The 21,725-nt window shown below is 65.8% G+C and carries 23 protein-coding genes and 1 pseudogene; 13 read left to right on the forward strand and 11 right to left on the reverse strand.

The features are described 5' to 3' along the window. Positions 1 to 33: 33 nt before the first annotated feature. The 3 genes and pseudogenes from EH209_RS03665 to EH209_RS24545 all read left to right on the forward strand — a co-directional run. Positions 34 to 519, forward strand: coding sequence for a hypothetical protein (locus EH209_RS03665; RefSeq protein ID WP_126661590.1), 486 nt, complete (start codon positions 34 to 36; stop codon positions 517 to 519). Positions 520 to 598: 79 nt separating this feature from the next. After that, positions 599 to 1,411 (forward strand): endonuclease III domain-containing protein, encoded by an 813-nt coding sequence (locus tag EH209_RS03670; protein ID WP_126661591.1) that lies wholly within the window; start codon positions 599 to 601, stop codon positions 1,409 to 1,411. A gap of 25 nt (positions 1,412 to 1,436) precedes the next feature. Continuing rightward, positions 1,437 to 1,583, forward strand: a pseudogene (locus EH209_RS24545) (ABC transporter permease); the annotation flags it as partial. 337 nt (positions 1,584 to 1,920) lie between these two features. Here EH209_RS24545 and EH209_RS03675 read toward each other — a convergent pair. Continuing rightward, on the reverse strand, positions 1,921 to 3,855 hold the full coding sequence (locus tag EH209_RS03675) for a beta-CASP ribonuclease aCPSF1 (RefSeq protein ID WP_126661592.1): 1,935 nt from the start codon (positions 3,853 to 3,855) through the stop codon (positions 1,921 to 1,923). A gap of 330 nt (positions 3,856 to 4,185) precedes the next feature. On the opposite strand from EH209_RS03675, the gene EH209_RS03680 reads away from it, so the two are divergent. After that, entirely contained in the window at positions 4,186 to 4,671 is a 486-nt protein-coding gene (locus EH209_RS03680) for a hypothetical protein (RefSeq protein ID WP_126661593.1), read from the forward strand. Positions 4,672 to 4,765: 94 nt separating this feature from the next. Here the strand turns inward: EH209_RS03680 and EH209_RS03685 are convergent, their stop codons facing one another. Next, positions 4,766 to 5,392, reverse strand: coding sequence for a hypothetical protein (locus EH209_RS03685; RefSeq protein ID WP_126661594.1), 627 nt, complete (start codon positions 5,390 to 5,392; stop codon positions 4,766 to 4,768). Between the two features lie 227 nt (positions 5,393 to 5,619). On the opposite strand from EH209_RS03685, the gene nucS reads away from it, so the two are divergent. Both nucS and EH209_RS03695 read left to right on the forward strand, forming a co-directional pair. Then, positions 5,620 to 6,375: an endonuclease NucS gene (gene nucS, locus EH209_RS03690; RefSeq protein WP_126662515.1), complete on the forward strand. Its 756-nt coding sequence runs from the start codon at positions 5,620 to 5,622 to the stop codon at positions 6,373 to 6,375. A gap of 128 nt (positions 6,376 to 6,503) precedes the next feature. Beyond that, positions 6,504 to 6,986 (forward strand): hypothetical protein, encoded by a 483-nt coding sequence (locus EH209_RS03695; RefSeq protein ID WP_126661595.1) that lies wholly within the window; start codon positions 6,504 to 6,506, stop codon positions 6,984 to 6,986. A 97-nt stretch (positions 6,987 to 7,083) separates the two neighbouring features. Here EH209_RS03695 and EH209_RS03700 read toward each other — a convergent pair whose 3' ends face one another. From EH209_RS03700 to EH209_RS03710, 3 genes are all read right to left on the reverse strand, one after another. Next, the gene (locus tag EH209_RS03700; protein WP_126661596.1) at positions 7,084 to 8,400 is read right to left on the reverse strand and encodes an MFS transporter; all 1,317 of its coding nucleotides are present in this window, start codon (positions 8,398 to 8,400) and stop codon (positions 7,084 to 7,086) included. A gap of 132 nt (positions 8,401 to 8,532) precedes the next feature. Beyond that, positions 8,533 to 8,799: an elongation factor 1-beta gene (locus tag EH209_RS03705; RefSeq protein WP_008894489.1), complete on the reverse strand. Its 267-nt coding sequence runs from the start codon at positions 8,797 to 8,799 to the stop codon at positions 8,533 to 8,535. A gap of 7 nt (positions 8,800 to 8,806) precedes the next feature. Then, positions 8,807 to 8,986, reverse strand: a complete 180-nt coding sequence (locus EH209_RS03710; protein WP_008894488.1) for an HVO_2753 family zinc finger protein — start codon at positions 8,984 to 8,986, stop codon at positions 8,807 to 8,809. 284 nt (positions 8,987 to 9,270) lie between these two features. Here EH209_RS03710 and nreA point away from each other — a divergent pair, with 284 nt between their 5' ends. From nreA to arcD, 3 genes are all read left to right on the forward strand, one after another. Beyond that, a complete protein-coding gene (gene nreA / locus EH209_RS03715) occupies positions 9,271 to 10,572 on the forward strand; it encodes a DNA repair protein NreA (protein ID WP_126661597.1) in 1,302 nt (433 codons plus the stop codon). A gap of 360 nt (positions 10,573 to 10,932) precedes the next feature. After that, on the forward strand, positions 10,933 to 11,142 hold the full coding sequence (locus EH209_RS03720) for a hypothetical protein (protein WP_008894486.1): 210 nt from the start codon (positions 10,933 to 10,935) through the stop codon (positions 11,140 to 11,142). A 331-nt stretch (positions 11,143 to 11,473) separates the two neighbouring features. Beyond that, on the forward strand, positions 11,474 to 12,910 hold the full coding sequence (gene arcD / locus EH209_RS03725) for an arginine/ornithine antiporter ArcD (RefSeq protein ID WP_126661598.1): 1,437 nt from the start codon (positions 11,474 to 11,476) through the stop codon (positions 12,908 to 12,910). 43 nt (positions 12,911 to 12,953) lie between these two features. Here the strand turns inward: arcD and EH209_RS03730 are convergent, their stop codons facing one another. From EH209_RS03730 to EH209_RS03745, 4 genes are all read right to left on the reverse strand, one after another. Beyond that, complete coding sequence (locus tag EH209_RS03730) at positions 12,954 to 14,066, reverse strand: AI-2E family transporter (protein ID WP_126661599.1); 1,113 nt, start codon at positions 14,064 to 14,066, stop codon at positions 12,954 to 12,956. Positions 14,067 to 14,212: 146 nt separating this feature from the next. Next, the gene (locus EH209_RS03735; protein ID WP_126661600.1) at positions 14,213 to 14,677 is read right to left on the reverse strand and encodes a DUF302 domain-containing protein; all 465 of its coding nucleotides are present in this window, start codon (positions 14,675 to 14,677) and stop codon (positions 14,213 to 14,215) included. Positions 14,678 to 14,737: 60 nt separating this feature from the next. Further along, positions 14,738 to 15,436: a CPBP family glutamic-type intramembrane protease gene (locus tag EH209_RS03740; protein ID WP_126661601.1), complete on the reverse strand. Its 699-nt coding sequence runs from the start codon at positions 15,434 to 15,436 to the stop codon at positions 14,738 to 14,740. 6 nt (positions 15,437 to 15,442) lie between these two features. Beyond that, entirely contained in the window at positions 15,443 to 15,727 is a 285-nt protein-coding gene (locus EH209_RS03745; protein WP_126661602.1) for a DUF5789 family protein, read from the reverse strand. A gap of 118 nt (positions 15,728 to 15,845) precedes the next feature. Between EH209_RS03745 and EH209_RS03750 the strand changes: the two genes are divergently transcribed. Beyond that, positions 15,846 to 16,817 (forward strand): DUF7139 domain-containing protein, encoded by a 972-nt coding sequence (locus EH209_RS03750; protein ID WP_126661603.1) that lies wholly within the window; start codon positions 15,846 to 15,848, stop codon positions 16,815 to 16,817. Positions 16,818 to 16,895: 78 nt separating this feature from the next. Beyond that, positions 16,896 to 17,744: a hypothetical protein gene (locus EH209_RS03755; RefSeq protein ID WP_126661604.1), complete on the forward strand. Its 849-nt coding sequence runs from the start codon at positions 16,896 to 16,898 to the stop codon at positions 17,742 to 17,744. Here the strand turns inward: EH209_RS03755 and EH209_RS03760 are convergent. Continuing rightward, positions 17,741 to 18,226 (reverse strand): metal-dependent hydrolase, encoded by a 486-nt coding sequence (locus EH209_RS03760; RefSeq protein WP_008894478.1) that lies wholly within the window; start codon positions 18,224 to 18,226, stop codon positions 17,741 to 17,743. The genes EH209_RS03755 and EH209_RS03760 overlap by 4 nt on opposite strands. A gap of 138 nt (positions 18,227 to 18,364) precedes the next feature. Then, the gene (locus tag EH209_RS03765) at positions 18,365 to 18,883 is read right to left on the reverse strand and encodes a CinA family protein (protein WP_126661605.1); all 519 of its coding nucleotides are present in this window, start codon (positions 18,881 to 18,883) and stop codon (positions 18,365 to 18,367) included. Between the two features lie 145 nt (positions 18,884 to 19,028). On the opposite strand from EH209_RS03765, the gene EH209_RS03770 reads away from it, so the two are divergent. Continuing rightward, the gene (locus EH209_RS03770; protein ID WP_164721990.1) at positions 19,029 to 20,429 is read left to right on the forward strand and encodes a S8 family peptidase; all 1,401 of its coding nucleotides are present in this window, start codon (positions 19,029 to 19,031) and stop codon (positions 20,427 to 20,429) included. 112 nt (positions 20,430 to 20,541) lie between these two features. After that, positions 20,542 to 21,642: a pyridoxal phosphate-dependent aminotransferase gene (locus EH209_RS03775; RefSeq protein ID WP_126661607.1), complete on the forward strand. Its 1,101-nt coding sequence runs from the start codon at positions 20,542 to 20,544 to the stop codon at positions 21,640 to 21,642. The last annotated feature ends 83 nt before the right edge of the window (positions 21,643 to 21,725 follow it).

Consider the following 21,725-nt stretch of genomic DNA (forward strand, 5'->3'; position numbering starts at 1 on the left):
ATAATGGCTTGACACTATCTCGCAGACGAACGAATGCCGGATTTCCTTCCGATCGCTTTCGCGCTGCTTTTCGCATACGTGGTGCTCGTTCCCGCTCTCGTTCTGGCACACGAACTCGCTCACGCCGCGATGGGACTCGCATTGCTTCCGGGGGAGCTGCGGGTCACGATCGGCACCGACCCTCGCTGGGAGGCGACCCTCGGCCGACTCGAGATCAGGGTCGATCCCGCCGGCTGGCGATCGTGGTGGCCCGGGTTCTATCGATCGGCGGCGACGCCCGCGGGATACAGAGGCGCGGCGATCGCGCTGATCGGACCGATCAGTTCGCTCGGCTTCGCAGCGGGCTTGCTCGGTACCGCGTCGATAGCGACCGACGCGGTCGTCTGTCGAGCCGGGGTGTACTGGGCGTTCGTTCAGGCCGTGGCGACGGCCGTTCCGGTGACCTATCCCGACTGGCTGCCGGCCTACAGTGGTCATCCCAGCGACGGGAAGCGAACGATCCGTTATTTGCGGGAATGAACCGACGGGCCATGTCACGATTGATCTCGAGCGTCGCGAATCCGGTATGTAAACGTATCGCCGGAACGTACCCAGGCGTATGAGCGAGGACGACGAGCCCGCCGTCAACATCAGCGGCGGCGTCGAGGGCGGCGGCGCTGCGACCGAGTTCGACCCGGCGACGGCCGACACCCGCGCGGAGGAAATCGTCGACCGTCTTGGAGAACTGTATTGGCAGAAAACGTATGGCGGACAGGACGCTTTCACCTGCCTCGTCCGCACGATCCTGAGTCAGAACACCAGCGACAAGGCGAGCCAGCCGGCTCACGACGCGCTGATCGACAGGTATGACGGGCCTGCTGTTGACCTCGCCGAGTCGCTTGCAGCGGCCGAGCAGTCTCGCCTCGCGGAGACGATCAGTTCCGCGGGCCTCTACAACCAGAAATCGGAGGTGCTGATCCGAACCGCCGAGTGGGTCCTCGAGAAGTTCGGCTCCGCCGCGGCGTTCGACGCGTTCGTCAAGGACAAGGAGCCCGCCGAGGTCCGCGACACGCTCCTTTCGGTTCGCGGCGTCGGGCCGAAGACCGCCGACTGCGTCCTGCTGTTCGCGGGCGGCCGCAGCGGCGTTTTCCCCGTTGACACGCACGTCCACCGGATCTACCGCCGCACGGGCATCGCGCCCGCGGACGCCGACCACGAGGGCGTTCGCGCGGTGCTCGAGCGCGAGGTGCCCGCCGCCAAGTGCGGCTTCGGCCACACCGCGACGATCCAGTTCGGTCGGGAGTACTGCACGGCGCGCAAGCCAGCCTGTCTCGAGGATCCCGACGCCTGCCCGATGGCCGACGTGTGCGATCAGGTGGGCGTCTACCCCGCGACGAGCGAGGTCGTCGATCCCGCAGCGACGCTCGAGTAACGACCCGCGACGATCCGCTTCGCGTCAGCGTCTTCCGGTCGTCGCGTGGACGGCGCTGCGCCAATCGCTCGATTCGATGGTGAGCGTCGTCTCGATGTTCCTCGTTCTGATTTCGATCGTCGCGATCATCGCGGCGACCGTCGCGACGAACCTCGAGTGGCTCTCGAAATAGCTCTCCTGATCGACTCCCGCGGCTCGCGATTTCTTGCGATTCGGACGGGCTTGAGGAGTCATTACTGAACCTACTGAACCGAAACAGCCGCCGGAATCTCGCGAAAACAGCCGGTAGCAGTGCGGCGGCCGACTCGAGCGCTCGCCGTTTTTTCGAGGCGAGCGCTCGAGTCGACGGGGAATGGCAGGCCCTCGAGCGGCCCGCAAACCCGCGCGCCGCGAATAGATGCGCCTGACGGACTGAAAGGGCGAAGCGCGCCCGCCAGGGTGTCGTGGGAGAATCTCCGATTCTCCCGATGCCGAAAACGCCAACGGCGTTTTCGAGCACGCTGAGGGCTTTACAAGAACCTGAAGGTCTCGAGGTTCTTCGGCGCGAACGTCCGCATGTCGTAGTTGTGGTACAGCGCCGAGGAGAGGTCCTGCGTCGACCGCTCGTCGCCGTGGACACAGAGCACCTTCTCGGGGCGCGGGTTCATCGTCTTGACGAAGTTCTCGAGGCCGGCGCGGTCGGCGTGGCCGGAGAAGCCGTCGACGGTCTCGACGTCGACGTTCAGATCGAGGGTGCCGCGGCCGCCGCCGTTGCCCATGGCACCGACTTCGCTGGTCGGAATCTCGTCCCACCCCTTCTGGATGCGGCTCCCGAGGGTTCCCTGGGCCTGGTAGCCGACGAAGACCAGTGTCGAGTCCGGATCGGGGCCGATGTGGGACAGCCACGACATGATCGGACCGCCGGTGACCATCCCGGACGTCGAGAGGATGATACAGGGCTCGCCGTCGGCGACGTCCTGGCGCTCCTCCTCGCCGCCGTCGATGTGGTTGAACTCGTCGGCGAGGAAGGGGTTCTCGTCGTCGTGGAAGATGCGGTCGCGCAGGTCGTCGCGAAGGTACTCGGGGTAAGTTGTGTGGATCGCCGTCGCCTCCCAGATCATCCCGTCCAAGTGGACCGGCATCTCGGGGATGTCTCCGCTGCGCATCGCCTCCTCGAGGACGAGCATGAGCTCCTGTGACCGGCCGACCGCGAAAGCGGGGATGAGGACCTTGCCGCCCTCCTCGTAGGTCTCGTTGATGACCTCCTTGAGGTTCTCCTCGGAGTCCTCCTGGTCGGTCTGGTAGTCGTTGCGACCGCCGTAGGTCGACTCCATCACCAGCGTCTCGACGCGCGGGAAGTCGTTCGTCGCTCCGTTGAACAGGCGGGTGTCCTCGTAGTGGATGTCGCCGGAGAACGCGACGTTGTAGAGGCCGTCGCCGATGTGGAAGTGCGAGACGGCCGAGCCGAGGATGTGGCCGGCGTTGTGGAAGGTGAGTTTGACGTCCGGCGCGATGTCCGTGACGTCGCCGTACTCGAGCGGGATGCAGTGTTTGATCGCCTCGCGGACCTGCTCGGACTCGTACGGCGGGGCGCGTCCCTCCTTGGCGGCGACGTCCAGGTAGTCAAGCGTCAGCAGCCCCATCAGGTCCCGGGTGGGCTCCGTGCAGTAGATCGGCCCGTCGTAGCCGTACTTAAACAGCAGCGGGATCAGCGCGGAGTGGTCGAGGTGGGCGTGGGTGAGGACAACGGCGTCGATTGTCTGCGGACCGGCGCCGAGCGCCTCGGGCGCGTGGAGGTAGGGCACTTCACCCTCCGCGCCGGGTTTGTCGCCGCAGTCGATGAGGATCCGGGTTTCGGGCGTCGAGAGGATGAACGAGGCCCGGCCGACCTCGCGACAGCAGCCCAGCGTCGTGATGCGGACGTACTCGTCGTCGGACATCTCCTCGCGGTGGATCTGTCGGCCGACCTTCTCTAAGATATCCCGTCGCTCGTCGCGTTCCTGTTTGAGGAAACTACGGACGTTCGAGACGGTCGAGGACTCGATCGGCGGCGTGCGGACGACTTCGGGCGTCCAACCGACGTTTTTGGTGATCTCGCGGAGCGTCGAGCCGTGGCGGCCGATGACCATGCCCGGCTTTTCGGCCTCGATGACGACCTCGCCGGTGTCGGCGTGGAAGTCGAGGTCTGTGACGCCGGCCTCTTCGGGGATGACGCTCATGATCTCCTCGCGGGCCTCTTCGGGTCGCGAGAGAACGCTCGGATCGGGGCGGACGGTGATGCGCTTGCGAAGTTTGCTCGCGAGTTGCCGGATGAGATCGCCCTGTTGAGCGAACTTCTTCGGATCGCGCGTGTAGACCACCACTTCGGGGCCTTCGTATTTCACCGAGGAGACCGAGATATCGCTCGGTAACTCGCTCGTGATCTCTGCTTTCAGATCGTCGAGTTGCTGCTCTACAGTACTCATAATCGCCGATTGTGGATTGCGTGAACTCGCCGCCGGGGAGCGAACCGCTCAGGTCGATGTTGTCGGATTCCGGGATGTGGTGACGGTCTACCGACCGCCCGAACTGTATCGTACCGGCGATACCGTTGCGTCACACCGTCTACGTCGGACGGTGCAGTACGCCTCGCATCCCGGATCATCCGTCTGACACCTGCCGTGACGAACGCGCTCCCAGGTCGGTTGTCCTGGGTTGCGGGAAGATTCCAGGGAGAACCCGCTTATTCGACGCTATTCTTTGCGTAGTATAAAAGCCTTCGCAAAAACCAGGGCCGTTCGGTACGTATCGGAGGTATGCACCTGACAGCCGACCGCGTCGTACGGGAGCGAAACTGGGTCGCAAACCGCGCCGAAACCGTCGTTCCGCTCATCAACGACGTCCGGGACGACCTCGGGGACATCTTCGACACCGACGTCGATCACGTCACCGAGGCGCAGTATCTCGAGGCCGTCGACGACGTCTTCGCCGACGGCGATCTGGGGGTCAACGTCGCCGCTATGGTCGCGATCCTCCGCGAACTCGACGTCGAGGGCGACTATCCCGGCTTCGTCGTCGACGAGATCCTCGGTCGGGAACTGGCCGCGACCGTCGCCGGCCGCCAGCCGCTGCGGACCCTCGGTGAGGCGACGTTCCACTACGCCGACCTGCGGGTCCACGGCGAGGCCGACGAGAACGCGGGCGTCGACGACTGCGAGGCGGCGCTGGCGGCTGGGTTCCAGGAGCGACTGCCAGGCTGGAACTGGACCGAGCGCTCGAGTCCGTTCAGTATCGAGCGGTAACCGGCGGCCCGCCCGGCGTAGACCGGTAAGCGGCCGCCGAACCGTTGTGAACCGGTGACCGGCGGCCAAACCGTCATCAGAACGAGGTCTCGAGTTACTCGTCGGTTTCGTTTCCGGCGTCCGACTCGTTTTCGGCGGTCTGATTCCCGTCGTCGGACCCGTCCGTGTCGGTTCCGACGTCCGTTTCGTTGCTAGCGTCGGACTCGTTTTCGGCGCTGTCGTTCTGTTGTTCTTCCCGCTGTCGCCGGAGCATCTCCTGTTGTTGGGCCTGTTGTTGCTGTTGCTGGACGAACGCGTCGTACTGGTCGCCGGGATAGATGCCGCTGATCTCGCCCTCCCGAAGCGCGCTCATGATCGCCTCGTCGGAGCCGGTGACGCGGAGGAGACCGAACTCGGGTGCGGACTCCTCGACCGTGATCTCGCTGTCGCCGACCGAGTCCTCGAACTCAGTCGCGGCCTCCTCGGTCAGGTTGCGCTGTTCCTCCCGCGCGCGCTGTCCGGCCTCCTGCTGAGACATATTGCCGCTCTGAACGGCCGACTGGAGCTCCTCGTTGAGCTGCTCGAGCTTCTTCCGGTCCGGCGACACCGCGACGGTGACCGCGTCGCTCGAGCCCTCGTCGGACTGTGTCAATGCCTCGAGTTGGGAGCACCCGGCGAGCGATGCGGCGACGCCGGTGCCGGCGATGCCGAGAAATTCGCGGCGGGGATGGCCGTCTGTCATTCGACTCGAGACCATCGACGGGCGGAAATAAGGGTTTTTGACAGCGCGACGAACTCTCGTCGGTGAGGGGAGGCGTTGGGCGGCAGCGATCGGTCGACCATCGATCGGCCGTGAACGTCACGGAACGATGCACGCTGTCCGTACGCGGTCCGGGCTCCTTTTATTCGCCCGACGGCTATACCGTTCCAGTGACTTCCGAGCCATCGACCGCGCGGTCGCCGCGAGCAGTGACCCTCGAGCAGCCGTCGCTGTCGGCCGCCTGCGAGGCCGTCGCCGACGGCATCGAGCGCGAGGCGCTCGTCACCGTCTTCGGTCGCTGTTCCGTCGACTACGAGGGTCGCGCCTCGAGCGTGCTCGAGGCGGGCGACCGCCACGTCATGCTCAAACCGGACGGCGCGGCGCTGGTCCACACCGACGAGGGCCAGCAGCCGGTCAACTGGCAGCCTCCGGGCTGCGAGCACGACGTCTACTGCGACGACGGGGACGCCAACGGAAGCGGCGTTGAGGCGGACGCCGACCCCGACGCACTCGTCCTCGAGAGCCTCCGGTCGAATCCCGACGAGCGGCTGCTGGTGCGATTCCAGCGGGTCCTGCAGGTCTCGGCTTTCTCGGGAACCGACGAGAACGAACTCGCCCTCTCCGGGACCGAGGAGGACCTCCGCCAGCGCATTCTCGAGGAACCCGACCTGCTCGAGACCGGGTTCACGCCGCTGGCGACCGAGCGCGCGACGCCGGCCGGCGCCGTCGACATCTACGGCGAGGATTCGGCGGGCCGGACGGTCGTCGTCGAACTCAAGCGCCGCCGCGTCGGGCCGGACGCGGTCGGCCAACTGCGCCGGTACGTCGACGCCCTCGAGCGCGATCTCCACGCCGACGCCGACGTCCGCGGGGTTCTGGTCGCCCCGTCCGTGACCGACCGAGCCGATCGGTTGCTCGGGGACCACGGCCTCGAGTTCGTCTCGCTGAAACCGACCGGCGACTGACGGATGTCTGCGGCTCCCGCCGTGGCATAGCGGTCTCCCGCTGGGGTTGACTCGAGCGGATCGAGGGAACTCGGCTGCCCGGAAGCCGAAACGGAATTCTCATCGGGCTCCAGCGATAAGGACCGCCAATGCGACTCGAACTTCGCGTCTGTCAGCACTGTCTCAACCGCGACGACGGCCACGGGGGGAAACAGAAGGCCGAACTGCTACAGGACATGGTCGCCTGCGCCGAAGTGATCCAGGAGTACAAGGACGTCATCGACCTCGAGGACGTCCACATCCGGCGGGTCCACGACAACGAAAAGGGGAAACCCGAGGCGCTGCCGGTCGTCGCGGCGACGATACAGAACGACCAGGTCGTCCTTAACGACACGCAACTCGTCGCGGAGGGTCAGGACGGCACCATGCTGCTGTACGCAAACCCCGACGACATCCTGACGGTGCTCGCGGGCAACGTCGACGAGATCAGCAAGGCGGTTCCCGGCGACGTCACGGTCGACCTCTCCGAGACGGGTGCGCGGATCGTCGCCGAGGCCGGCCTCGGCGCCGACCCGGACGATCAGCCCGGTCCCGACGCCGGCCCCGGGCCCGGTCCCGGCCCCGGCCAGTAACGAGACGCCCCGCCGGTCGTCCCGTCGGTTCGCCCGACGCATCGCCACCGAACCGGGCCGTCTCTCGGCCGACGGCCCGTTTCTTTTCTCGCGTCGCTTATCGTGCGCTCGAGCCCTCGCGCGCCGACGGCGACGAGGAGGTGTCGCGGTCGCGGACGAGGAGCCAACACGAACAGCAAAAGGCGACGGCGACGGTCCCCGCGAGGATGCCGAAGGCGACCCGGTACCCGTACCGAGTGTAGGCGACGGTGCCGCCGACGGTCTCGCCGGTCCGGTAAGCGTCCAACACCAGCCCCATGAGCGTCGGGAGAACCGTCGCGCCGACGAACCCCGCTGTGTTCACGGTGGCCGTCGCGACACCGCTGGCCGCGGGCGGGTACCGGTCCTTCACGGTCGACAGCGACAGCATCGCGGCGCCGAAGAGGACGCCGCAGGCCAGGTACGAGACGGCGATGATCGCCAGCGGGGGGCGCCCGAAGACGGGGATCACGCTGAACGCGATCGTCAACAGGCCGACTCCCGCCGTCATCGGCAGCACGCGCCGCTCGAGTCGATCGGAGACCCAGCCGATCGCCGGCGGACCGACCAGCAGGCCGATCGATCCGAGGAGGGTAAACGAGGACGCGGTCGTCACGTCGAGGCCGTAGACGATCGCGAGGTAGGGAACGCCCCACAGGCCGATCAGCGTCAGTATCGCGCCGTTGCCGGCGAAGAAGACGGCCGACAGCAGCCACTGGTCGGGGTCGCGAGCGAGCGTTCGCAGGTGACCGGCGGTCTCCGCGAGCGTGACCGACGGCTGCTCCGGGACGCCCGCGATGGGTTCGAGGCCTGCCGCGGCCGGCGACTGGCGCGCGACGACAAAGACGGCCCCGGCGGCGACGAAGCCAACGGCGGCCAGGCCGATCATCGTGGCCCGCCACCCCAGCGCGTCGACGGCGACCGCCAGCGGCGTGGTCGCGAGGATCGCCCCGAGTCCGGCGACGCTGCCGGTCAGTCCGGTCATCGTGGCGAACTCGTCGGCGCGGTACCAGTTGGCGCAAAACCGGAGGATCGTGACGAAGATGACGGCACTACCCAGGCCGATGAGCGCCCGCGAGGCGACGGCCGCGAGGTAGCTGCCGCTCAGCGCGAAGCCGACGGCGCCGAGGCTCAGGACGAGCCCGCCGATCGAGCCGACGTACCGGGGGCCGAACCGGTCGGCGAGCACGCCGGTCGGGATCTGAGCGACCGCGTAGATGAGGAAGAAGGCGGCGTGGAGCGTCCCGAGCTGGGCCGCAGTCGTCCCGAACGCGTCGGTCAGCCGATCCGACAGTACGGCCGTCGACAATCGGTGGAGATTGACGAGCAGGAAGACGGTTGCTAGCGCGGCCCACGCGAGCCACCGCCGCCTAGTGGGATCCGACAGCGCGCTCACGCCTGTCACGTTTCACAGACGGTGTGGTAAAGTTGTGTCCCCGTCGAACATGGACCGTCGAACCGACAGCCCAGCGGCTCGAGGGACTTCAGCTCTGAGAAACCGAACTCGATCGAGTGCCGATTCAGCGAGTTAGATACGGCCGACGTTCTCGACGCCGACGCTCTCGACGCCCTCGACGTCCGAGAAGCCTTCCTCGACGGCCTCCGTACCGCCCGCGCCGTCAGGGACGATCACGGTCGGGTAGAGTGCGACGAGACCGAACGCGACTTCCTCGCGTTCGACGCCGTTGATCTTGGCGCCCTCGGGGAGCGTGCTCTCGAGGCGCTCCTGGAGCGCGTCGAGATCGATTTCAGGGCTGTTCGGCATGACCTTGATTTTCGCGGCTACCTTTCCCATGGTTCTATTACGGACCGGTGAATCCGCAGTCGGGGCACTCGTAGAGGTTGCTCTGCTTGCGGCACTTGGCACAGCGGTAGATCTGGGTGCCACAGTCGGGACACTTGAACGCGGCGGCGTTGGTGCCGGCGATGTTGAGCCCACAGGAGACGCACGAGCGCCTCTGGCTTTCGTCGGTCGTACTCATACCCCTTCTTTCCCGCCCGGCGTTTTTAACGGTTGTCTTTCGAGGGCTCTCGAGGTCGGCGCCGACCCGAGAGCGGACGCTGTCGAAACGGATGGGTGTGGACGAAGTCGGCGTCGCGAGACCAGGTGTTTTCGCAGTCAGAAAATCCACGGCTAGATACTTTACTGTCCACTCGAAAGAAGATGATGAGGTTCGGTGGGTGCCAAGCCAGACCGGACCTCTGCCTCTGACATTCTGCCCCCGAACTGCAACATTCAAACGGGCTCCGCCCCTACTGCGAGTGAATGCGCCTCGACGACTACATCGAGGAGTTAGAACCCGATGAGGAGGCGAAGCGACGGCGCCTCGCCAAGGAGAAGTCCTACGAGATCACGGACCACCTTGAGGAGTTCGAACAGAACTTCGAGCAAGCGCTGTCCGGCGACTCGCTCGTGGGCTCGACGGCTCCCTCGATCTTCGTCGGGCGGTCGAACTACCCGGACATCCCCGTGGGGGTGCTCTCGCCGGTCGGCGACGAGAACGCCGCCGAGGACTATGTCACCGACGGGAACTGGTACCAGCAGGGGTACGACATTCCGGACGTCCTCCAGCGTCGAACGGGCCTGCTGAACTCCAACAAGCGTGCGAACGTCGACTCGCCGAGCATCGCGAGTCGACTGACGCCCAACGTCCACGACGCCTGGGACGGTTTCGTCGGCGTCCAGCGCGAGGTCGCCATCGCGGATCGGCCGGTCGACCTCGAGATCGGCCTCGACGACACCCCCGATCTGGGCCTCGACACCGGCACGGACGTCGCGACGCCCCGCGGCCCCCGCGCCAACGCTCGCAACGCCGAGTTGCGGGAGAACCCTTACGTCCCGAAGCCGATCAAGAAGACCTTAGAAGACGACGACTGGCAGGCCCAGGGCGCGATGACCTACCTCTATCGTCGGGGGTTCGATGTCTACGACATCAACTCGATCCTCTCGGCGGGCGCGCTCGGCGAGACCGACCAGCGACGGCTCGTCCCGACGCGGTGGTCGATCACCGCCGTCGACGACACCGTCGGTCAGTTCCTCCGCGGGCGCATCCGCAACGCGCCCAGCGTCGACGAGGTGCAGGTCTGGGCCAACGAGTACATGGGCAACCGCTACTGGGTGATCCTCGCGCCGGGCAACTGGGAGTTCGAACTCGTCGAGATGAAGGCGCCCGGCAGCATCTGGAACCCCGATCCCGAGGGTGACACCTGGATGGCCAGCGCCAGCGAGGGATTCGACGGGCGCTCGAGCTACGTCGAGGAGACCGCCGGCGCCTACTACGCCGCCCGACTGGCCGCCTTAGAGCACCTCGAGTCGATCGGGCGACAGGCGAAGTGTCTCGTCCTCCGCGAAGTGAGCGACGACTACTGGGCGCCCGTCGGCGTCTGGCAGGTCCGCGAGAGCGTGCGCAACGCTTTCGACGGAGAGTACGGCGAGGCCGAGACCTTCCACGACGCCGTCGCCGAGGTCGCGACGCAGCTTCCGATCTCCCACGCTCGCCTCCGGCGGAAATCCGAACTCGCGGCGGGGCTGCAGTCGAATCTCAGCGCCTTTTCTGCTCGAGACTAGTCGACTACGGAGCGCATGTGCTACCGGGTGGGTCGTTATCGTTCCTCGCTCGACTGCTCGCCATGTGGTGGCGCGCGCTGGACTGCGGTGAGAAGGGCGAGACCGGAACGAAGTGACGGTCTCGGAAAAGCGAATGGGGAGCGAAGCGACCCGTGTGCCACTGACGAACCGCAGTCTGAACCCGTGCGAGGGATGAGTGACCGGAGGGAACGAATCGGCTGGGGAGGAAGTGGCAACTCCCCGTTGCCACGATAGCAGAACGCTTCGTCTCAGTACGTTCTCCCTCGCACACACCACTCGCCGAACCGTGACTAGTAAGCGAACCCGAGTCCCTAAATCGCTCGAGCGCATCCGGTCGGTATGGCTCTGGCGCTCGTCAGCACCGAATTCCTCACCGCGATGGGACTGCTGGTCGTCCTCGTCGGCGTCCCGCTGTTCGTTCTCGGGGTCATCGCCCTCGTCACGGGGTACATCCAGTACGACGCCGAGCGGTATCTCGAGGAACTCGAGGCCGCTGAGGCCGCCGAAGTTGCCGAGGTCGCCGAAGACGGTGAGTTGGCGGACGACTGACGCGAACGAGAACGGGTCCACCGATCGGTTTCGGTCACTCGAGTTGTATCGGCTCACTCGAGTTCCCCTCGAACGATCCATTCGCTTTCCGCCGAGACCTCGCGTTCCTCGTTCATCGCCGGGCGTTGCCGGCCACCGACCGGTTCCCTTCTCGCGGACTGACACCGAACGTTTTTGTGCATCTGTAGTCACCGATATTCTCCGGTGTTCACCGCTGTACCCTCTGGAGGAATTATTCAACAACCTGTAAGACTGCCGTCTACATTCTCCGATGAATTATTATTAATAATAAGGCGCACCTCTTTTATTCCTAAGACGCATACGACGGGTGATGGCACTCGATTTCACTCCGACGACGGTCGAGGACCTCGAACCGGAGCGACGGCCCTCCGTCGCGCTCGCGTTCGTCCCGGTGCTGGCCGTCGTCCTCTTCCTCGGCGTGGGATCCGCCGTACTTGGGCTGGACCCCCACGTCCCCCTGCTGTGGAGTATCGTCTTCACGGGCGCCTTCGGGTATTACCTGGGCTACTCGTGGGAGGACCTCTACGAGGGCGTCGCTAACAGCCTCCTGATGGGACTGCAGGCGCTGTTGATCATCTTCACGATCTACGCGCTGATCGCGACCTGGGTCGACGCCGGGACGATTCCGGCGATGATGTACTACGGCCTCGAGTTGCTCTCGCCGTCGGTGTTCCTGCCCGTCGCCGCGGTGCTGGCCGCGATCGTCGCGTTCTCGATCGGGTCCTCGTGGACGACGGTCGGGACGCTGGGCGTCGCCTTCGTCGGCATCGGCGAGGGGCTTGGCGTGCCCGCGACGATGACCGTCGGCGCGGTCCTCTCGGGGGCCTACGCCGGCGACAAGCAGTCGCCGCTGTCGGACACGACGAACCTCGCGGCCGGCGTGACGAACACGCCGCTGTACGACCACATTCGCCGGATGCGAACCGGGACGGTCATCGCCTTCGGGATGGCCGTCGCGATCTTCGCCGTCCTCGGCCTGCAGGCCAGCGGGAGCGTCCCGACCGACCGCGTCGCCGAGATACAGACCGCACTGGCCGGATCCTACTCCGTCACGCCGCTGGCGTTCGTCCCGCTCGTGGTCACCTTCGGGCTCGCGCTGCGGGGCTATCCGGCCCTGCCGACGCTTGTCGGCGGGACCATCGCGGGCGTCCTCACGTCGATCCTCCTCCAGGGGACCGGCTTCGTCCCCGCGTGGGAGATCTTCATGGGCGGCACTGCCCCCGAAACGGGATCGGATCTGGTCGACGACTTGCTCGCGACCGGCGGGCTCACCGGTTCGGCCTGGACGATCACGGTGGTCGTCGCCGCGCTCGTGCTCGGCGGTCTGCTCGAGCGGACCGGCGTGCTCGCGGTGCTCGCCAACCGGCTCTCACAGGGCATCCGGAGCTCCGGCAGCCTGATCGCCGGCACCGGCGTCTCCGCGATCGCGATCAACGCGCTGACGGCCCAACAGTACATGAGCATCGTCCTCCCCGGGATGACGCTGCGGAACCTCTACGAGGAGTTCGGACTGGACAGCGACGAACTCTCGCGGGCAGTCGAGGCCGCCGGGACGCCGACCGGCGCGCTCCTTCCGTGGCACGCCGGCGGCGTCTTTATGGCCTCCGCAACCGGCGTCCCGACTCTCGAGTACGCGCCGTTCTACCTGTTCGGGTTCCTGTCGCCGCTCGTGTTGTTCGCGATGGCCCTGACCGGATTCGGCGTGCCGACGACCCGCCGAACCGACCGTATCCAGACCGCCGACTGACGACGGTTCGATCTTTTTCCGAAGGAACATTGGTCCCGAGCGGTCAGTCCGCGCCGTCGGACTCCGAAAGCGGTTTCTCGGCCCCGCTCGCCGCGGGTCCGGGGCTCGCGTCGGGTTCGGGGTCCGTCCACTGGTCGCCGTCTTCGCCGGAGACTCTGGTGAAGACGCTGACGCCGGCTTTGAACACCGCGAGCAGGACCGGTCCGAGGAACAGCCCCATGATGCCCAGCAGGTAGATCCCGCCGATGACGCCGACGATGACGGCGGCCGGGTGGAGACCGGAGCCGCGATCGACGAAGATCGCCCGCAGGTAGTTGTCGATCAGCGCGAGGACCGTGAGGCCGTAGGCGAGGAGAACGACGGCGGCGAGCGGATCGCCAACCGTCGCGAGATACCCCGCGGCGGGCCCCCAGACCAGCCAGACGCCGATCGCCGGCAGGAACGAGAGCAAGATCATGATCACCGTCCAGAAGGCCGCGTTCGGGACGCCAACCACGGCGAGCCCGATTCCGCCGAGGAGCCCCTGGACGACCGCGACGAGGACGTGACTGTAGATTACGGCCCAGGTGACGACGCGGACCTCCGCGAACAGTTCGTCGCGGACGGCGGGGTCGAGCGGGACGACGTCGCCGAGCCAGGCGACGAGATCGTCCCCGTCGACGAGCAGGTAGTAGAGCAGGAAGACGCAGACGGCCAGTCCGATCGCCATCTCGAGGCTGGCGTTGACCAGCCGAATCAGTTCACCCAGCGCGAGTTCGACCGCGCTCGAGAGCGAGGACTCGATCTCGGTGTGAACCGCCGTCTCGATCGCGTCGATCTGCTGGGCCTCGAGACCGAGGTCGGTTTCGGCGATCCCGCGGGCGCTCTCGACGACGCTCGTTTCGTCGAACTCGTCGAGAAAAGAGACGGCGGTGCCCCAAACGACGGCCGAGATGACCAACAGCGGGACGACGGCGGCCAGGACGGCGACCCCGGTCAACAGGATCGCCGACGGCCGCGGCCCGAGCTTCGGCTCGAGGCGCTCGTGGGCGGGACGGAGGACGAACGCGAGGAGCCCAGCGGCCAGCACGTACTGCAATAGTGGGGTGATGACCAGGGCCGAGAGCACCCCGAGAACCACGAGCAGGAGAGCGAAAAACGCGGTGCGGAGGTCCATACGAAAACATCATTCGCGACGTACGTAAATGTTGTTGACACCTATTACGGATAATTATGTGGCCATATATAGCTGACAATGCCGGTAGAACGATCGCCGAAGCGGTCGACGAGGGTCGCTGACGGCGCGTACGCGGCGACGACGCGTCAGTCAGAGACGTCGGTCTCGACCGAGTCGAATCGGTCGAACGCTTCCGCGGTGAGGTCGCCGGTGGTGTCGACGATGTCGGCCCACTCGTCGTTGTCCGGCGCCATCCCGAGCAAGCGTGCGATCTTCATGATCGAGACGTGGTAGACCCGTTGACGGCCCGGTTCCTCCTCCCAGACGATCATGTTACAGGGGAAGAGACCACCGATCCGGAGCGTCTCGTCGAGCGCTCGGTCCGCGATTTCCGGGTTGCAGGCCCCGAGGACGTAGTAGGGATCGCGGTCCGCGTCGACCTTCTCGTTGAGGAGTTCGGCGGGCGAGAACTCGACGGGGATGCCGAAGCCGACGTCCGTACAGACCTCGCGGACGTGTTCGATCGCCTCCTCGTGGTCCATCTCGAGGACGGCCTGCTTCTCGCCGAATTCGTCGGGATCGATCGTCTCGGGGTCGATCGGGAGACTCATACATGAGCCATCGACCGGCCGTCACAAAAGCGCCCTGCCGCGCGATCGCCGCCGCGGCGTTCAGATCGGCACCGGGAGCCACTCGAGGAGTTCGATCACCAGCGTCGGATCGAACAGCGGGTCGTGGAGGACGAGCCAGTCAAGGAAGACCAGCCCCGCACCGTGGGCGATCACGGACGGCAAGATCGAGTTCGACTCGTAGTCGACGGTCCCGAAGAGGACATCCGTCGGCCCCGACAGCAGAAACTCGATCGGCGGTTTGCCGGCGTGGTGGAGCATGTAGACGACGGGGCTGATGAACACCGCCTTGCGGCCGATCTCCCTGACGCCGACACAGAGGAGGCCGCGGTAGTAGGTCTCGGCGGCCAGCGCGAGGCCGAACAGTTGGATCGCGTGCGGGACGAACTCACCGAGCGCCGCCGACGTCTCCCACATTGGGTAGTAGTCGCGGATCGTCGGCAGCGTCGAGCCGACCAGATAGAAGGGGAGAACGAACAGCGAGAGCAGGACGGCGTTTCGGACCGCGACGCGATCGACGTGCCAGCCGAGGTGTCTCCCGTGGGTCAGCCCCAGCGCCAGCGGGCCGCCGACGAGCACGACGGTGTCGACGACGAACCGCCGGGAGAGTTCGGGCGGCACGAGGTGCATCCACAGGACCGTCAGCAACGCGCCGGCCAACAGCGACTTCTGGACCCACGAGAGGCGATCGAACTGATCGCGAAGCCAGCGACCGCCGCTTCGAGTCCGTTCCGTCGCCACGGGTCGTTACTCGTCCGCGGTCGGGACCGGGCCGGTGCCGATGACCGCCCGGACGTGCTTTTCGAACTCCTGGTGGCGCTGGAAGTACGTCTCGTCGATCGCCTCGATGACGCTCGACAGCTCCTGGGGGCCCTCGGGCGTTCGAATGATGCTGTCGCCCTCGAGGCGGTCGATCTCGCTCTTTTCCTTCGGCCAGGTCAGCCGGGAGGTGACGCGGGCGAGCGGTGCGCCCTCGACGGGCGTTCGGTCGCCGAGTTCGACTGCCGGCTCCTCCTCGTCCTCGTCGCTCATAGGCGGCCGTTTGCGTGCCCGTCGATTCAAGCTTTCGTTTCCGGGGGTTGACTACCTCTCTATCTTGCGAGATGTGTCTGACGTAGCGTTTTGTGGTGGGAGACCGAACCCGTCGGTCATGACAAGCCTGACGGAGGTCTACGACGGGACCGCACGGGAGGTGGTCGGTCCCCGCCGGCTGTACGCGGGGACGGCGCTCGTCCTGATCGGCGCGCTCCTGGCCGTCGTGGCCGTGATTATGGCGACGACCGACCTCTTGGGCGGATACGCGGCCGTGCTGTCGCCGGGTATCGGAACCCACTACGCGTCCATCCGCCTCGCCGGCGTGCTCGCCGGCCTCGGCGTCCCGATCGCGCTGGTCGGCGTCTTCCTCGTGTTGCCCGCCAGTCGACGCGTCCACGCCGCGGCCGCGATCAGCGTGAGCCTGTGTCTGCTCGGAGTCGTCCTCTTCTGGGGCGCGTACCCCTACGACTGGCGATTCCACGGTGACGATTACACGCTGCAGGTGTCAGTGGTCTACCTGCTCGGGCTCTTTATCGCTCTCTGGAGCCTGTTCACCGCCGTTGTCAACTTCAAGACGCGCAACGACCCCGGCGGCGCGCTCGAGATGAACGTCACCCGCCAGAACAAGACGGTCGTCGAGGTCGCCGAGTCCGAGGACTCGAGCGGACTCGGCGGCATCGGCTTCCTCGGGGGCACCCCCGACGGCGAGGTCGAAACGCAGACGAACGCGGCCGACGACGGAGACACGCTCTCGTTCGACGAGACCGCAGCCGGGTCCGGATCGACCCGACAGTCGTCGAGCGCCGGATCCGGAACCGGCGGGGCCGCTCGAGCGCGGGCGACCAGCGACGGCGGGACGGCCGCCTCGGACATCACCTCGCCGATGGACAGCGATGGCCGCGACGCGGAGATCGTCGAGTCGCCGACGCCTCAAAACCAGCCCGAGGCGCCGACGGACCGCTACTGCGGCAACTGCGAACACTTCGAGTACGTCCGCTCGTCGGATGGGATGGTCCCCTACTGCGCCCGTCACGACGCCGCGATGGAGGATATGGACGCCTGCGAGGAGTGGGAGCCGAACCGCTGACCGACCGCCGCCGTCGGGCCGCGACAATTCCTTCGTCGAAACACATGTTTTATTTCCACATACGACTATCTTCAATCAATGGCATTCAACGTAGGTAACACGGTGAGAGAAGCAGTCGATCGGTTAACGACGAGTGCAGCCGCGGTACTGATCGCCGCGCTGACGGTCATCGGCGTCGCCCAGACGGCCGCACTCCAAGATATCCTTCGCGGGTTTCTCGAATGGACGGTGGAGATGTTGCACGATCCCGAAGTCAGCGGGGAACTGAGCGCGTCGGAGATCGAAACGGCCGAGGAGCAGATCAACGCGTACATCGCCGACCTCCCGCTCGCGCTGGGCTTGAGTCCCGGCGCCGCGGCGGCGCTCTGGTTGGTCGCGTTCGTGGTCTCGCTGGCGGTCGTCGCAATCGCTATCGACGCCTTCGGGGACGAGCGAGACAGCCTCGGCGGCATCCCGACCGACGGTCTCGGACGGAAGACCCTCCACCTGTTGCTCGGCTGGATCGCGTACAGTATTCTGGTCGCGATCGGGTTCCTCCTGCTCGTGGTCCCGGGGCCGCTGGTGGCGTTTCTCCTCATGTTCTTCGTGGCCGCGATCGTGATCGACGACGAGTCGTTCGTCAGCGCGTTCGGGTCGTCGTACAGCGTCGTCCGCGGTAATCTCCTCGGCACGTTCGCGATCGGCGTGCTCGGTATCGTCGCGTTCGGCGTCTGCTGGTACGTCGGGACGACCGTCGCCGGCATTCTCACGGGCGCTTCGGGCGCAATCGCCGCCGACTTGATCACTGCCGTCGGTCAGGTGTTCGTTCTGGCCCTCCTTACCCGAACGTACGTCAACGCGACCGCCGACGATACCGCCGATTCGGTCAGTAGCGGTTCCGAGTGGGCGGCAGAAACCGAATCGGAATCCCAACGCGGGACGCGCTAGAAGCCAAACAGCTGCTGACTCATCTCGAGGCCCCACTGCGGGAACTGGAAGACGAGCACCGCGACCAGCGCCAGTTCGAGAACCGTCACGGCCACCGTCATTCCGTCCGCGTACTTGCTGCTGACCGCGACGCCGACGGGCAGGCCGAACTCCTCCTTCCAGAGCGGGTAGAACAGCGCGATGCCGCGCTTGCTGCCCGCGACGTCGAGGACGTAGTGGGTCAACACGCCGAGCCAGACGTACTCGAGGTTCCCGAAGACGTAGGGGAAGGCGACGAAGCCGAGCAGCACCGGCAGATTGTGCAGCGTCTTCCGGTGTTTGCCGAACGCGGTGTCGACGTCCGGAAACAGCGCCCCCAGCGTCACCGGGACGCCGATCGCAACGATCATCCGGAACGTCTCGAGGTTCCCCGCCGGCTCGAGGATGTACCCCAGCCCCAGACTCAGAAGTATCGCGTTGAGAACGTGTCCCTTCTTGTTCATCCACCTGCCACTGGGGAAGCGACCGCCGAATAGTTTACTCTCGAGGACTGTCTTTTGCCCGTTGCTATCGGGTTCGAACGCAGGCTCGGCAGTCGTAACTGGTTGATTTTCGACAGCAGAAGGATCGCACCGCGGTTGTCAGACGCCGCGGGTCTCGAGCGCCTCAAGGAGGTCCTCGAGCGCCCGATCGACGGTTTTCGCCCGCACGTCGGCGCGGTCGCCGTCGAAGACGTACCGCGAGACCGAGGCGAACGAGGATTCGCTGCCCCACGGACCGGCGTAGGAGACGCCGATGTAGACGGTGCCGACGGGATCCTCCTCGGTGCCGCCGGTCGGGCCGGCGACACCGGTCGTCGCGATTCCCCACGTGACGTCGGCGACGTCGCGAACCCCCTGGGCCATCTGTCGGGCGACGGGTTCCGAGACGGCGCCGTACTCGTCTAACGCCTCACGGCTAACGCCGAGGTGGCGGCGCTTGGCGTCGTAGGCGTAGGTCGTCAGCCCCGAATCGAAGTAGTCGCTGGCGCCCGGCACGGCGGTGATCGCGGCGCCGATCAGCCCCCCGGTACAGGACTCAGCGACGGCCAGCGTCTCCTCGCGGTCCCGGAACGCGTCGGCGATCTCCATCGGCAACTCGCGGTCGATGTCGTCGTTCATCGGTACGCACATAACGAGCCAACGAGTCGTCAAACCACCGGACGAATGGTGACGCGACAGCGGTTCTATGAAATAGAAAATAATTTGTATTAAGTATTAGAAGAATTGATTGAATTACATGACGGGACGGTCATCAAGACGGTCAATGCTTAAAAGTATCGCAGGGAGTACGATTTCGGTCGGCGCACTCGGGACAGCCAGCGCCGACGATCGGGAGGCTACCCAGCGGCAGTTGTACATCGTTCTAGCTGGGGGTAACGGACTTCGGTCGCATATCGAGCGAACCGAGTTCGAGGTGTTGCACGAACTCGCCGGCGGATCGGCACTCATCGTCGAGGGACCGAGCGATAAGTCCGATGCGCTCCGGACGAGCGCCGTCGTAGACGATATCATTGCGAACGAAACACACGTTGTCGATATCGAACGGTCGGCAACCGAAGGGTCGGCCAGTACTGAACCCCAGCGGGAGAAACAGTGGGACAAACAACTGGTGCGCGCGAGGGCTGCTCACGAGCGGGCGACGGGTGCGGAGACGACGATCGCGATCATCGATACCGGCGTCAGTCACTCCCACCCTGCTCTCGCGTCACGAATCGACGCTGAACGCAGCCGACTCTTCAGGTACGGGCGTGTTCACGCCGGAACTGACGACACGCTCGTCGCCGAGGCGCCGGCAAACTACTACCCGTCAATCCGGGAAACCACCCAGCACGTCTCCGATGATGTCCACGGCCACGGAACGCATGTCGCCGGGATCGCGGCCACCGGACGAAATGAGGCTGGCATCGTTGGCATGGCACCGGACGCGGAAATCGTCTCCCTACGCTCGTTCTTCTTCGAGCGGATTGCGGACATCAACCCGACGTTCCCGGACGAGACCATCGGTGTTCTGATGGGATCGATTACGGATATTCTCCTCGCGATCGATTACGCAGCCGAGAACGGCGTCGACGTAATAAATCTCAGCCTTGGACAGACGCTTCCGCCGGACAGTCGAGCATACGCGGCGTATCGGCGCGTGATCCAGCACGCGGTCAAACAGGGTGTTGTCGTCGTCGTCGCCGCGGAGAACTACGGGTGGAATTTGGACGACGAATCCGAGTATGTGCTGCCGGCCGACATCCCAGGAGCGTCTACCGTTGCTGCCACCGGCCCGACCGACAAGCGGAGCCACTACTCGAACTACGGCGACGGAGCGATCGATGTCGCTGCACCAGGCGGGCGATACGAAACGACGTCGAAAAGCGAAATTACGGATCACAACGAAGTGGCGTATCCGGATCCGACGAACGGAATTCTATCGACGGTGCCGGAGTCCATCTACGGGGAGCTGTACGACTACAATTACGGCACTTCGATGGCGGCACCGCAGGTCGCAGGACTCGCCGCGCTCCTTCGGGAACTCGAGCCAGACCGTCACCCGCGACGGATCCAGCAGGCGATCGCACAGGGTGCGGTCGACCTCTCCGGCGAGTACACCGAGGGACTCGGTGCTGGTCGGATCGACGCTCCCAATGCGCTCGATCGGATAACCAACGGACGGTAGCCAGTCCTCGCCACAGAGCGAGCGTCACCGACGACCGAGGCGAGGGGAAGATCGAACGGATTGGTAACCCGGAACGGAAAGAATGACGGTCCGTGCTGCCCCTCTCTCGTGCATGGATTACGAGACGCCGCTGTTCTTCCACGTCATGGAGTACGCGAATCGTGCGGAGGGCGACGTCATCGACATGGTCAGCGGCAACCCCGACTGGGAGCCTCCCGCGGCGCTCCGGGAGGGGCTGCGCGACTACGCCGATCTCGAGCCCGACCGGTTCCAGTACGCCCCCAGCGAGGGTCTGCTCGAGCTCCGCGAGGAGATCGCGGCCCGGCGGGGCGTCGACGCCGACCAGATCGTCGTCACGAACGGCGCGGGCGAGGCCAACTATCTCGCGATGGCCCGCGCGCTCGAGCGCGACCGCGGCGACGAGATCGTGCTGACGGACCCGGTCTACCCGTACTATCCGGGGAAGACAACGATGCTCGACGGAACGCAGCGGTTCGTCGCGACGGACGACGAAGGGCAGCTCGATCCGGCCGATGTCCGGGAGGCGGCGAGCGAGGAGACGGCCGCCATCGTGGTCGCCACGCCGAACAACCCGACCGGCGCGGTCTATCCCGAGTCGACGATGGCGGCCCTCGTCGACGTCGCCGAGGAGTACGACGCAATCCTGATCAGCGACGAGGTGTACGATCACTACGACCTCTCGGGCGAGTTCGCCAGCGCGCTGGGGGTCGACTCGAGCTACCGGATCGTCACCAACGCCTTCTCGAAGTCGATGGCGATCACGGGCGTTCGGGTCGGCTACGCCGTCTTCCCGCCGGAGCTCGTCGAGAACGCCAAGAGCCGCCACATGCTGGTCAACGTCGCGACGACTCGGCCCGGCCAGTACGCGGTCTTGCGGGCGCTGCGGGAGACGCCCCCCGAGTACTACGAGGCCAACCGGGAGTTGCTCCGTGAGCGCGTCGCGACCTTCACCGACGCCCTGGACGCCGCGGGCGCCGAGTACACCACTCCGCGGGGCTCGTTCTACGTCATGGCCCGCTTCGACGGCTATCCGGGGACGCTCGAGAACGTCGAACGGCTGATCGACGAGGCCGGCGTCGCTGGGATGCCCGGCGAAGCCTTCGGCGACTCGCGGTCCGACTGGCTCCGCTTCGCGCTCGTCACACCCCGCGTCGAGGAAGCGGCCGCGCGACTCGCGGCGTACTTCGAGTGAGGCTCGCGTCGACCACCGATCGTCGAGGGTGACGCCGACTGCTGCCCGCCGCCGGCCGCAATACAGATACGGGGCGACGCGAG

The sequence above is a fragment of the Haloterrigena salifodinae genome, assembly GCF_003977755.1.
Taxonomy (GTDB): domain Archaea; phylum Halobacteriota; class Halobacteria; order Halobacteriales; family Natrialbaceae; genus Haloterrigena; species Haloterrigena salifodinae.